This window comes from Cupriavidus sp. GW821-FHT07C08, from assembly GCF_059419025.1.
Window position 1 is genome coordinate 19,102 of the sequence record NZ_JBWKQZ010000037.1, and the last position, 12,085, is coordinate 31,186.

Below are 12,085 nucleotides of genomic sequence, written 5' to 3' on the forward strand. Positions count from 1 at the left end.
TCGATTTGGGGGCGGCGGGTGGTCAGGTTTGACTTGTCACTTCGTGGTGGCGCCGGCCCTCTCCCCCGGCCCCTCTCCCGCGGGCGGGAGAGGGGAGCAAACCCCGGGGCAGTTGGTTACTTCGTGATTACTGGCAGGCTTCGCACTCTTCAAAGCCAGGGTCGCCCGGGCGCATCGTGCAGACCGCGCCTTCGGCTTCCGGCATGGCCGGGGCCGATGCGGCGGCTGCGTCCAGGGCGGAGCCGCTGTCGCTGCCCGACGACACTGCGTTCAGCGAGCCGCGCGACACGGTGGACTTCTCCACGTGGGTCGCAGCCATGGTGCGCAGGTAGTAGGTGGTCTTCAGGCCGCGCAGCCAGGCCAGCTTGTAGGTGTCGTCCAGCTTCTTGCCCGAAGCGCCGGCCATGTAGATGTTCAGGGACTGGGCCTGGTCGATCCACTTCTGGCGGCGGCTGGCGGCTTCCACCAGCCAGGTCGGTTCCACTTCGAACGCGGTGGCATAGATGTCGCGCAGGTCTTGCGGGATGCGGTCGATGCGCGACAGCGAGCCGTCGAAGTACTTCAGGTCGGCAACCATCACCTCGTCCCACAGGCCGCGTTCCTTCAGGTCACGCACCAGGTAGTCGTTGACCACGGTGAACTCGCCCGACAGGTTGGACTTGACATACAGGTTCTGGAAGGTCGGCTCGATGCAGGCCGACACGCCGATGATGTTCGAAATGGTCGCGGTCGGGGCGATCGCGATGCAGTTCGAGTTGCGCATGCCGTGCTGCTTGATGCGGGCGCGCAGCGCGTCCCAGTCCATGGTGGCGGACATGTCGACATCCAGGTAGCCGCCGCGCTCTTCGGCCAGCAGCTTGAGCGAGTCTTGCGGCAGGATGCCACGGTCCCACAGCGAGCCTTCATAGGTGCTGTAGCGGCCGCGCTCTTCGGCCAGCTCGGTCGAAGCCTTGTAGGCGTAGTAGCACACCGCTTCCATCGAGGTATCGGCAAACTTGACGGCAGCGTCGCTGGAATACGGCGTGCGCAGCACGTGCAGGCAGTCCTGGAAGCCCATGATGCCCATGCCGACCGGACGGTGGCGCAGGTTGGAATTGCGTGCCTTCTCAACTGCGTAGTAGTTGATGTCGATCACGTTGTCGAGCATGCGCATGGCGGTGCGCACGGTCTTCTGCAGCTTGGCGTGATCCAGCGCGTAGGTGCCGTCGGCTTGCCTGGTCATGTGGGCGACCAGGTTGACCGAGCCCAGGTTGCACACGGCGATCTCGCTCTCATTGGTATTGAGCGTGATTTCCGTGCACAGGTTGGAGCTGTGCACCACGCCCACGTGCTGCTGCGGGCTGCGGATGTTGCACGGATCCTTGAAGGTGATCCACGGGTGGCCGGTCTCGAACAGCATGCCCAGCATCTTGCGCCACAGTTGCAGCGCCGGCAGCTTCTTGAACAGCTTCAGTTCGCCGCTGGCGGCCTTGGCTTCATAGGCCAGGTAGGCCTTTTCGAATTCCTTGCCGACCTTGTCGTGCAGGTCCGGGCAGGTGGCGGGCGAGAACAGGGTCCATTCGCCGGCTTCCATCACGCGCTTCATGAACAGGTCCGGAATCCAGTTGGCCGTGTTCATGTCGTGGGTGCGGCGGCGGTCGTCGCCGGTGTTCTTGCGCAGTTCCAGGAATTCTTCGATGTCCAGGTGCCACGTTTCCAGGTAGGCGCAGACGGCGCCCTTGCGCTTGCCGCCCTGGTTCACCGCCACGGCGGTGTCGTTGACCACCTTCAGGAACGGCACCACGCCTTGCGACTTGCCGTTGGTGCCCTTGATGTGCGAGCCCAGCGCGCGCACGTTGGTCCAGTCATTGCCCAGGCCGCCGGCAAACTTGGACAGCAGCGCGTTTTCCTTCAGCGCTTCATAGATGCCTTCCAGGTCGTCGGAGACGGTGGTCAGATAGCACGACGACAGCTGCGAGCGGCGGGTGCCGGAGTTGAACAGGGTCGGCGTGGACGACATGAAGTCGAACGACGACAGCAGCTGGTAGAACTCGATGGCGCGCGCTTCGCGGTCCTTCTCGTTCAGCGCCAGGCCCATGGCCACGCGCATGAAGAAGGCTTGCGGCATTTCGATGCGGGTTTCATCGATATGCAGGAAGTAGCGGTCGTACAGGGTCTGCAGGCCCAGGTAGTTGAACTGGAAGTCGCGGCCAGCGTCCAGCGCCGCGCCCAGGCGGGCCAGGTCGTAGGTGGCCAGTTGTTCGTCCAGCAGTTCGGCTTGAATGCCGCGGGCGATGAACTTGGGGAAGTACTCGGCGTAGCGGCTGGACATCTCGGACTGGGTCACTTCGGTGCCCAGGATTTCCTTGCGGATGGTGTGCAGCAGGATACGGGCGGTGACCTGGCTGTAGTCCGGGTCCTTTTCGATCAGGGTACGCGCGGCCAGGATGGCGGAGTCGTACACCTGCGTCATCGGCACGCCGTCGTACAGGTTCTTCAGGGTTTCCTTCAGGATCGGCTCGGCGCTCACTGCGTTGCCAAGGCCGCTGCAGGCGTTGTCGATCAGGGCGTGCAGCGCGGCGATGTCCAGCACGTGCGTGACGCCGCCATCGGTCACGTTGACCGAGATGCCGCCTTCCTGCACGCGGGCCACGGCCTGGGCGTTGGCCTGGGCGCGCTCGTCCTTGCGCTTCTCGCGGTACAGCACGTAGGCGCGGGCCACTTCATGTTCGCCCGAGCGCATCAGCGCCAGTTCCACGTGGTCCTGCACGTCTTCAATATGGATGGCGCCGCCGTTGGGGCGGCTGCGCACCAGTGCGCGCACGACGTTGTCAGTCAGTTGCTCGACGATCTCGCGCACACGCGCGGACGCCGCGCCCTGCCCGCCGTTCACGGCGAGGAAGGCCTTGGTCATGGCAACGGCGATCTTGGACGGCTCGAAAGCCACCACGGCGCCGTTGCGTCGAATGATCTTGTGATCCGGGTAGTTCGTATTGGCGGCGTTGGCGGGGGTCTGCTGCGCGGTCGGTGCAATACCGGCGGCGGCGCCACCCGTGGTGATTTCGTTCTGGGCCGTTTGCATGAGAACTCCTGTTTTTACCCTGGAAATAAGAGACAAAAGAGTCCCTGGCGAAATGCGGCGAAAAGAACATCCCTCCCGGCGTGAAGTCGGGGCGGACAGACTGCCTTTACGTGAACATTTCGCCAGGGACTCTTGTGATTCGCTGGCCTTAGCGGGCGGTTTCGAGACGATGCACGAAACTTCGTGATCCCTGACTCGCCCTTGGGCCGGCTCCCCGGTTTGACTACTAGATATAGTGTGTGACGCGTGAAACTGGGCTAAGTATAGTGAAACGAATCCGAATGACCAGTCTTGACAAGCGCTATTTCGGGGGCGGTTGCGCCGATGCGGCAGCGCCACATGCCCGCAAGCCTAATACTCGCAAGGGTTTTCGCCAGACCGTTCGCAACTGCACATTTCACAAAAATTTTTTTGATTGTTGCGAGGTTGCGATAGCCCCACCCCGAGGTAGGGCATGTGCGCCGGAACGGGGCGCACGGGGATGGGGAATGAGGTTAAGGATTCGTCACCTGGCCAGCCGCGCCAGGGCACTGGTAGGGGAACATGCCCGGCGCCACGCCTGCCTGCCTGGCGAAGCGCGCCCAGTCGAAATGCGGGCCGGGATCGGTCTTGCGCCCCGGGGCGATGTCGCTGTGGCCGGCTATCGCGCGCACCGGGTAGGCGACCAGCAGCGCGGGCACCAGCGCGGCCACGGTGTCGTACTGGGCCAGGGTGAACGGCAGGTCGTCGCAGCCCTCGATCTCGATGCCGATGGAGAAATCGTTGCAGCGGGCGCGGCCGAAAAAGTCCGACTGCCCGGCGTGCCAGGCCCGTTGCGTGCACGGGACGAACTGCACCAGCTCACCTTCGCGGGTAACCAGGAAGTGCGCGGACACCTGCACCTGGTGGATGGTGGCAAAGAACGGGTGCTTATTGGGATCGAGCCGGTTCTGGAAGAAGGCCTCGATGTCGCCGCTGCCGAACTGGCCGGGCGGCAGGCTGATGTTGTGCAGCACCACCAGGTCCACCGGCATGCCGGCCGGGCGCTCATCGAAATTGGGCGACGGCACGCGGCGCGCGGCGGGGACCCAGCCGTCGGCATCGGGCAAGTAGCGGTGCGCGGGCTTGCTCATGGCGTGCCCTCGCCTTCCACGGCGCCGCGGTCGGCGGCGTCCATGGCTTCGCGAATGCCCAGCTGCTGGATGCGATAGCGCAGCTGGCGCAGGTTCAGGCCCAGCAGCGGCGCGGCCGCGGTGCGGTTGAAGTTGGTCTGCGCCAGCGCCTGCAGGATCAGCTCGCGCTCCACGGCTTCCAGCCTGGCTGGCAGGTCGATCGGGAAGACGATGCCGCGGCAGGCACGTTCGGCGGGGTCGCCGGCGGGCTCGGGTTCGGGCGCGCTGGCCGGGGCCGGTGCCACGGGTGGCTGCTCTGCCAGGGCCGGCGCGGGCGCGGCGGCCGGCGGCACCGGCGCCCACATGCCTGCGGCGCCCCAGGGGGCGTAATAGTTAGTGGGCGCCATCGCCGGCGCGGGGGCATGCAGCAGCCCGGCGCGCTCGGCGCCGGCGTCCAGCGGGCCCAGGTCGGCCAGCTCGATCTCTTCGCTCTCGGCAAAGGCGTAGGCGCGCTCCAGCAGGTTCTCCAGCTCGCGCACGTTGCCGGGGAACGGATAAGCCGCCAGCCGTTGCAGCGCCGCCGGCGACAGCCGCTTGGGGCGCGGGTCGCCGTAGCGCACCGCCAGGTGGTCCAGGATGGCGCGCGCCAGCACCGGAATGTCTTCGCCGCGCTCGCGCAGCGTGGGCATGCGCAGCGCCAGCACGTTCAGCCGGTAATACAAGTCCTGCCGGAACTGCCCGGCCGCCACCATCGCCGCCAGGTCCTTGTGGCTGGCGCACATCACGCGCACGTCGACGGCGTCTTCGCGGCTGGCGCCGATCTTGCGCACGCGGCGCTCCTGCAGCGCGCGCAGCAGCTTGACCTGCATCGGCAGCGGCAGGTCGGCCACCTCGTCGAGCAGCAGGGTGCCGCCGTTGGCGGCCTGGAAGAAGCCGCCGCGCTCCCCGTCGGCACCGGTGAAGGCGCCTTTGACATGGCCGAAGAACTCGGACTCCATCAGGTTCTCGGGGATGGCGCCGCAGTTGACCGCGATAAAGGGATGCGCGGCCCGCCCGCTGGTGGCGTGGATGGCGCGCGCGGCGCGCTCCTTGCCGCTGCCGGATTCGCCGCTGATCACCACCGGCGCCATGCTGCGCGCCAGCCGCGACAGCGAGCGGCGCACCTCCTGCATGGCGGCGGAATGGCCGGGCAGCAGGGCCGCGGCGCGGTCGGCGGCCTGCTCGGCCGCGGCGGCTTCGGCATCGGTGCTGTCGCGCTGCTGGCGGCCCAGCGCGTTCAACACCAGGCTGCGCAGCTGCTCCAGCGATACCGGCTTGGCGATGTAGTCGAAGGCGCCGGCCTTGAGTGCTTCCACGGCGTTGTCGGCGCTGCCGTAGGCGGTGATGACCGCCACCGGGATGCGCTCCGGCGCGGCCGACAGCTGGCGCACGATCTCGATGCCCAGGCCGTCGCCCAGGCGCATATCGGTCAGCACCAGGCTGTAGCGGCCCTGCGCCAGTTTCTCGCGCGCCTCGGCCAGGGAGCCGGCCAGCACCACGTCATGGCCCATGCGGCGGATCGAGATGTCCAGCAGCTCGCGCAGGTCGGCCTCGTCGTCGATGACCAGGATGGGATCGGGCGCTCGGGACATTCGGGGTGGCATGGGGTGGTGGCTGGGTTGGGACAGGTCAGGCGGCGGCCGCATCGGCACTCTCGATGCGCAGCGTCAGCACGAAAGCCTTGGCCGGCAGTGTATCGCGCGCGGCGGGGGTCAGCATGCCGGTGCGCTCGAGCAGCGCCGGCAAGGCGATGGCGCCGTAGCGCACCTGGGCGTCATTGGCGCCGCACAGCTCGCGCGCCATGAACAGGCCCAGCCCGGTGCCCTGGGGGTTGCTGGTGAAGAAGGGTTCGAACAGGCTGCGCTGGTGCTCGCGCGCCACCTCGGCGCCGTCGTTCCAGACGATCAGCTCGGCATGGTGCTGGTCCAGCGCATGCGCCAGCAGCCGGATCGAGCCCGGCAGCCGGCTGCAGTAGCGCCAGGCATTGTCCAGCAGGTTGCCCAGCACCTGCTGCAGCTGCGAGGCGTCGAACACCACCGGCTGGGCCACGTCCACGGTCAGCCGGATGGCATTGGCGTTGATGTCGGCCCGGCCCACCGGGCGGGTCTCGCCGGCGCGCGGGCGGCGAGAGCGCATTTCGGCGCGCCAGCGCTCGACGATCTCGGGCAGCGCCTGCGCCAGGTGCACGGTGCTGCGGCCGGTGCGCGGGCGGCGCGACATCTGCAGCACGTCTGACACCACCTGGTCCAGCCGGCGCACGTTGTCATTGATGATGCGCAGCAGGCGGGCGTCGATATCGACGTCGGCGCCGCCATGGTCCTGCGCGGCAGGGTCGCGCCGGCCGGAGTCTCCCAGCAGCTCGCTGGCCTGGCTGATTGCCGCCAGCGGGTTGCGGATCTGGTGCGCGATGCTGGCCACCAGCCGGCCCATGGCGGCCAGCTTTTCCTGCTGCACCTGCTCGGCGATGCGTTCCCAGCTTTCGATATGGACCAGCACGGTGTCGCGCATCTCGTTGCGCAACAGGGCCTCATCCTCCTGCGACCAGGCCATGGCCTCGTTCTGGGCGATGGCCAGGCGCAGGCGGCCGGCGGCTTCGGGCGACAGTTCGCTCCAGGCGGCCGTATCCAGCGTGGCCGGCACGGTGCGGCCATGCGCCATGGTCGAACGCAATCCTGCCAGCCCCGGCAGCACAAAGCGCAGCCGCAGCCGGGTGTGCTGCATGGTGCCGTCGGCCAGCGCGGTGCCGGACGCCATCGGCAGCAGCTGCAGGATGCGCGGCACGTCGTCCTTGCTGTGCAGCCAGTCGCGCAGCATCTCCATCAGCGGCTGCAGGCGCGGGATGCGGCGCAGGTCGAACAGCACCGCTTCGCCGCCCTGCCCTGCCGCACCACCCAGCCGGCGCGAGTAGATGCGCTCATGCGGCTGCACGCCCAGCAGCACCACCGCCGCGGGGTTGGCCGCCACCACCGCGCCGTTGGCGCGCACCAGCATCACGCCGTCCTGCATGTCGTTGACCATCAGCCGGTTGACCAGCTGCTGCAGGCGCAGCTCCTGCTCGCGCGCCAGCGCCAGGCGCTCCTGCGCGATCTGGCGGTTGGCCAGCATATACATCAGCAGCGCCGCGATCATGAACACCAGCCCGAACAGGCCCGAGCCCAGCAGCCCGGCATCGGCCTGGCGCAGCAGGATGGTGTGCATGAAGGGCCCGCTCATCACCACCAGCGCGGAGATCGCCGCGGCAAACAGCGCGAACAGCAGGCTGGTCAGCGCGCCGGCTTCCAGCGCCGGCAGCAGGAAGATCATGGCCAGGCCCTCGGCCTGCCCGCCCCGCCCCAGCACGCTGAAGACCAGCGCCAGCAGGGCCAGGTCGGCCAGCACCTGCACCCGCACGCGCAGATGGAAGTGCCGGCGCCACAGCGTGCCGGCCAGCATCGCCAGGGCAATGCCGAGATAGGGCACGGCGATGGTCATGGCCGCCGCGTGCTCGATGCCGCCCAGGGCCCCGAGGTCGAACGGCACGTGCGGGATCGTATTGGTGACGGCGGTGACGGATGCCGGCTCGCCGCGCCGCATCAGCGCAAAGCCGACCAGCAGCAGGCCCACGGCCACGCGGGTCCAGCAGAAATAGCGCAGCAGGCGCCAGTGGAAGTCAGGCGGTTCGGGCTGGCGCCACAGCTGGGCCAGGCCGCGCCAGGCGTTCAGCCGCTGCCAGCCCGACGACGCCGGCTCTGTCATGGGCGGGGACCGCTGCTGCCGTCACCGCCCTCGGCCCGGCTTTCGTCAGGCAGATGGCTGCGGCGGCAGTAGTGCAGGCCGCGCCAGGCAATGGCCTCGCCCTGCGGCAGATGCACGCCGCACTGGGCGCACTGGACCATGGGTTCGGCGGTGCCCTCGGCCGGGCCGGCGGCGCCAGTGCGCTCGCTGGCCTGGCGGGCGCGGTGTTCAGCCAGCCGGGCCTCGGCGCGGGCGCGCAGCCACCAGATGACGCCCAGCACCACGGCCAGCAGGATCAGGATACGTGCCATGGGGAATCAGAGACGATGCAGGACGACTTCAATCACGAAACGGCTGCCGACATAGGCCAGCAGCAGGATGCCGAACGAGGCGATGACCCAGCGCAGCGCCACCTTGCCGCGCCAGCCGCGGAAGATGCGCCCGGCCAGGATGCCGCCGAACATGGCCCACGAGATCAGCGCGAACACCGTCTTGTGGTCCAGCCGGAAGGCGCGGCCGAACAGCTCTTCAGAGAACAGCAGGCCCGAGGCAATGGTCAGCGTCAGCAGCACAAAGCCGGCCCCGATCAGCCGGAACAGCAGCTTCTCCAGCGTCAGCAGCGGCGGCAGCAGATCAAGCCAGCGGCCCAGCCATTCGCTGGGTTGCTGCTCCGGCGGCCGCGCCGGCGCGTGCCGGAAGCCATGCAGGCGCCGTTCGGCCAGCAGCATCAGGAAGGCGTGGAACGCCGCCAGCGTGAACAACCCGTAGGCCACGTTGGCGATGATGAAATGCAGCTTGAACAGCGGCCGCGCCGCGTAGCCCAGGATCTGCGAGCCGGGGAAGGCCAGCGGCATCAGGCTGGCCACCAGCGCCACCGGGATCACGATCAGCCCCAGGCCCGCCAGCGAGAAGAAGAAGCTTTCTATCCAGTAGATGCCCACGCCCAGCCACAGCATGGCCGACAGCGCAAAGGCAAAGCCGAACATCATGCGCTCGGCCGGGAAGATGGTTTCATGCAGCAGCATGCCGTGGCTGGCCAGCGCCGCCAGCATCAGCACGTGCCACCAGGCCGGGCGCCCTTCGCCGTGCGCGCCGCCCGCCGGGGGGATGGGGCCGCCGCCGGCCACCAGCACGGCCGAGGTCGCCCCCCCTGCCTGGCCGGCAGCGGTGGCAACGCGTGGATGGCGCGTGGCCCAGCCGTGATAGGCCAGGCCGCAATAGAGAAGTGCCGTCAGGGCATACAGTACAATGACCATTTACGCAGTTTACCTTAGTGCCCACGGACGGTGGCGGCCGGTTGAATCGGTGTTCCAGGTCCGCCCCGTGTGCCGGACTGCCTCCGAATTTCAGCCCCGAGCCCTGCTCCGACTTCTCCCCCGATTCCTGCCATGCTGGACAATCTCACTCAACGCCTGGCGCGTGTGGTCAAGACCATGCGCGGCGAGGCGCGCCTGACCGAGGCCAACACCGCCGAGATGCTGCGCGAAGTGCGCCTTGCCATGCTCGAAGCCGACGTGGCGCTGCCGGTCGTGCGCGAATTCGTTGCCCGCGTGAAGGAAAAGGCCATGGGCGAGGAGGTTGTCAGCAGCCTCACCCCGGGCCAGGCCCTGGTCGGCGTGGTCCAGCGCGAGCTGACCGCCGTGATCGGCGGCGCCGACGCGGCCAGTGGCAACAACAAGGAAGCCGAGCTGAACCTGGCCGTGCAGCCGCCCGCCATCATCCTGATGGCCGGCCTGCAGGGCGCCGGCAAGACCACCACCGTGGGCAAGCTGGCGAAGTGGCTCAAGGAAAACAAAAAGAAGAAGGTGCTGACGGTCTCGTGCGACGTCTACCGCCCCGCCGCTATCGCGCAGCTGAAGACGGTTTCCGAGCAAGTCGGCGCTGACTTCTTCCCGTCGCAGCCCGAGCAGAAGCCGGTGGACATCGCCCGCGCGGCGGTGGACTGGGCGCGCAAGCACTACCACGACGTACTGATCGTCGACACGGCCGGCCGGCTGGGTATCGACGAGCTGATGATGCAGGAAATCGCCGCCCTGCACGCCGAGCTGAAGCCCGCCGAAACCCTGTTCGTGGTCGACGCCATGCTGGGCCAGGACGCGGTCAACACCGCCAAGGCCTTCAACGACACCCTGCCGCTGACCGGCGTGGTGCTGACCAAGCTGGACGGCGATGCGCGCGGCGGCGCGGCACTGTCGGTGCGCCATATCACCGGCCGCCCGATCAAGTTTGTCGGCGTCGGCGAGAAGCTGGACGGCCTGGAGCCCTTCTACCCCGACCGCATGGCCCAGCGCATTTTGGGCATGGGCGACATCCTCGCGCTGGTCGAGGAAGCCCAGCGCGGCGTGGACATGGAAGCGGCCGAGAAGCTGGCCAAGAAGATCAAGAAGACTGGTGACTTCGACCTGGAAGACTTCAAGGCCCAGATCGGCCAGATGAAGAAGATGGGCGGCCTGGGCAGCCTGGTCGACAAGCTGCCGGCGCAGTTCGCCCAGCAGGCGCAGGGCGCCAACATGGACCAGGCGGAAAAGCAGGTGGCCCGCATGGAAGGCATCATCAACAGCATGACGCCCACCGAGCGCGCCAAGCCCGAGCTGATCAAGGCCAGCCGCAAGCGCCGCATTGCCGCGGGCGCCGGCGTGCCGGTGCAGGAAGTGAACCGCCTGCTCAACCAGTTCGACCAGATGCAGTCCATGATGAAAAAGCTCAAGGGCGGCGGCATGATGAAGATGATGCGCCAGATGGGCGCGATGAAGGGCGGCATGAAGGGCCTCTTCAACCGCTAGAATCCGCCTGCGCAACCCGACTTGCCTCCCCGCAAAAGAACAGGAAAGACATCATGATGAGCGCCGTACAGGCCCGCGAGCTGTGGGCCAACTCCGAGGAAATCGTCTCCGCCGCGGAAGTCCAGGCGTCGCTGGACCGCATGGCCGCGGAAATCACCACCAAGATGGGCGATGCCTTCCCGCTGGTGCTGTCGGTGATGGGCGGCGCGGTGGTCTTCACCGGCATGCTGCTGCCCAAGCTGGCCTTCCCGCTGGAGTTCGACTACATCCACCTCTCGCGCTACAACAACAAGACCGTGGGCGGCGAGATGCAATGGCGCGTGGCCCCGCGCGAGTCGGTCAAGGACCGCGTGGTGCTGGTGCTGGACGACATCCTGGATGAAGGCGAGACCATGGCCGCGATCCGCGAGCGCATCATGGACATGGGCGCGAAGGAATTCCACGCCGCGGTGCTGTGCGAGAAGACGCTGACCAAGATCAAGCCCATGCACCCGGACTTCTGCGGCTTTGCCGTGCCGGACCGCTATGTCTTTGGGTGCGGGATGGACGCCAAGGGCTACTGGCGCAACCTGGACTCGATCCGCGCGCTGGTTTGATTTAGGTCGCCTCTCGGTTTGCTCCCCTCTCCCGCTTGCGGGAGAGGGAGTACGCAATCGGTTCATGGAAAGGGATCAGCCCTTTCGCTTACGCTTGGTGCGGCGCCAGGATCGGCCACAGCGAGGCCAGCAGCAGTACGGCCATGCCGATATTGAAGGCGCGCAGCACCCGCGGACGCGCCAGCCAGCGCCGCAGCGCCGAGCCGCACAGCGCCCACATCGCCACGCTGGGCAGGTTGACCACCCCGAAGATCCCCGCCAGCAGCAGCACGTTGAGCCACAGGTTGCCGTGCAGCACATAGGTGCTGCACGCGCCCACCGCCATCACCCACGCCTTGGGATTGACCCACTGGAACGCCGCCGCGGCCCAGAAGCCCATCGGCCGCTTGACCTGCTGGTCCTGCACGCCGCCGGCCGTGGCCAGCTTCCACGCCAGCCATATCAGGTAGACCGTCGCCACCACGCGCAGCACCTGCCAGGTCCACGGGAAGGCGTGGAACAGCGATCCCAGCCCGAGCCCGACCAGCCCCACCATCAGCGCAAAGCCAATGCTGACGCCGAGCAGGTGCGGCACCGTGCGCATGAAACCGAAGTTCACGCCCGAGGCGAGCAGCATCGTGTTGTTGGGACCGGGGGTGATCGACGACACCAGCGCAAAGCCGGCAAACGCGGCAAAAACACCGGTTCCGGCGGCGAGTTGGGATACTTCCATGACTGACTCCAGGGCATTCAGGGAATCAGTCTACGGTCAGCGAACGGTACAGTACCGGTACACTTTGACGAAAATACGCCGATACAGGG

The 12,085-nt window shown here is 67.4% G+C and carries 9 protein-coding genes; 2 read left to right on the forward strand and 7 right to left on the reverse strand.

The genetic code is table 11. The features are described from left to right. Positions 1-127: 127 nt before the first annotated feature. The 6 genes from AC07UK_RS33330 to AC07UK_RS33355 form a co-directional block, all read right to left on the reverse strand. Entirely contained in the window at positions 128-3,061 is a 2,934-nt protein-coding gene (locus tag AC07UK_RS33330) for a ribonucleoside-diphosphate reductase subunit alpha (protein ID WP_494687838.1), read from the reverse strand. 494 nt (positions 3,062-3,555) lie between these two features. Continuing rightward, positions 3,556-4,173, reverse strand: a complete 618-nt coding sequence (gene ampD, locus AC07UK_RS33335; protein WP_494687839.1) for a 1,6-anhydro-N-acetylmuramyl-L-alanine amidase AmpD — start codon at positions 4,171-4,173, stop codon at positions 3,556-3,558. Then, positions 4,170-5,795: a sigma-54-dependent transcriptional regulator gene (locus tag AC07UK_RS33340; RefSeq protein WP_494687840.1), complete on the reverse strand. Its 1,626-nt coding sequence runs from the start codon at positions 5,793-5,795 to the stop codon at positions 4,170-4,172. Before AC07UK_RS33340 ends, ampD begins: the two co-directional genes overlap by 4 nt. A gap of 25 nt (positions 5,796-5,820) precedes the next feature. Further along, positions 5,821-7,926 carry a sensor histidine kinase gene (locus tag AC07UK_RS33345; RefSeq protein WP_494687841.1) on the reverse strand — a complete coding sequence of 702 codons (2,106 nt, stop codon included), beginning with the start codon at positions 7,924-7,926 and terminating at the stop codon, positions 5,821-5,823. Continuing rightward, a complete protein-coding gene (locus tag AC07UK_RS33350; RefSeq protein ID WP_436222672.1) occupies positions 7,923-8,216 on the reverse strand; it encodes a PP0621 family protein in 294 nt (97 codons plus the stop codon). The genes AC07UK_RS33345 and AC07UK_RS33350 overlap by 4 nt, the downstream gene beginning before the upstream one ends. 6 nt (positions 8,217-8,222) lie before the next feature. Next, positions 8,223-9,161: a cytochrome C assembly family protein gene (locus tag AC07UK_RS33355; RefSeq protein WP_436222673.1), complete on the reverse strand. Its 939-nt coding sequence runs from the start codon at positions 9,159-9,161 to the stop codon at positions 8,223-8,225. Positions 9,162-9,293: 132 nt separating this feature from the next. Here AC07UK_RS33355 and ffh point away from each other — a divergent pair, with 132 nt between their 5' ends. Both ffh and AC07UK_RS33365 read left to right on the forward strand, forming a co-directional pair. Then, positions 9,294-10,688 (forward strand): signal recognition particle protein, encoded by a 1,395-nt coding sequence (gene ffh, locus AC07UK_RS33360; RefSeq protein ID WP_436222674.1) that lies wholly within the window; start codon positions 9,294-9,296, stop codon positions 10,686-10,688. Between the two features lie 53 nt (positions 10,689-10,741). Next, on the forward strand, positions 10,742-11,284 hold the full coding sequence (locus tag AC07UK_RS33365) for a hypoxanthine-guanine phosphoribosyltransferase (protein ID WP_494687842.1): 543 nt from the start codon (positions 10,742-10,744) through the stop codon (positions 11,282-11,284). A gap of 88 nt (positions 11,285-11,372) precedes the next feature. On the opposite strand, the gene AC07UK_RS33370 is transcribed toward AC07UK_RS33365, so the two are convergent. Beyond that, positions 11,373-11,996 carry a LysE family translocator gene (locus AC07UK_RS33370; protein WP_436222675.1) on the reverse strand — a complete coding sequence of 208 codons (624 nt, stop codon included), beginning with the start codon at positions 11,994-11,996 and terminating at the stop codon, positions 11,373-11,375. Positions 11,997-12,085 lie beyond the last annotated feature (89 nt).

Bases quoted from the DNA above. Each gene is read 5' to 3' on its own strand.
- AC07UK_RS33330 (WP_494687838.1), bottom strand. From the start codon at position 3,061: ATGCAAACGGCCCAGAACGAAATCACCACGGGTGGCGCCGCCGCCGGT.
- ampD (WP_494687839.1), bottom strand. From the start codon at position 4,173: ATGAGCAAGCCCGCGCACCGCTACTTGCCCGATGCCGACGGCTGGGTC.
- AC07UK_RS33340 (WP_494687840.1), bottom strand. From the start codon at position 5,795: ATGCCACCCCGAATGTCCCGAGCGCCCGATCCCATCCTGGTCATCGAC.
- AC07UK_RS33345 (WP_494687841.1), bottom strand. From the start codon at position 7,926: ATGACAGAGCCGGCGTCGTCGGGCTGGCAGCGGCTGAACGCCTGGCGC.
- AC07UK_RS33350 (WP_436222672.1), bottom strand. From the start codon at position 8,216: ATGGCACGTATCCTGATCCTGCTGGCCGTGGTGCTGGGCGTCATCTGG.
- AC07UK_RS33355 (WP_436222673.1), bottom strand. From the start codon at position 9,161: ATGGTCATTGTACTGTATGCCCTGACGGCACTTCTCTATTGCGGCCTG.
- ffh (WP_436222674.1), top strand. From the start codon at position 9,294: ATGCTGGACAATCTCACTCAACGCCTGGCGCGTGTGGTCAAGACCATG.
- AC07UK_RS33365 (WP_494687842.1), top strand. From the start codon at position 10,742: ATGATGAGCGCCGTACAGGCCCGCGAGCTGTGGGCCAACTCCGAGGAA.
- AC07UK_RS33370 (WP_436222675.1), bottom strand. From the start codon at position 11,996: ATGGAAGTATCCCAACTCGCCGCCGGAACCGGTGTTTTTGCCGCGTTT.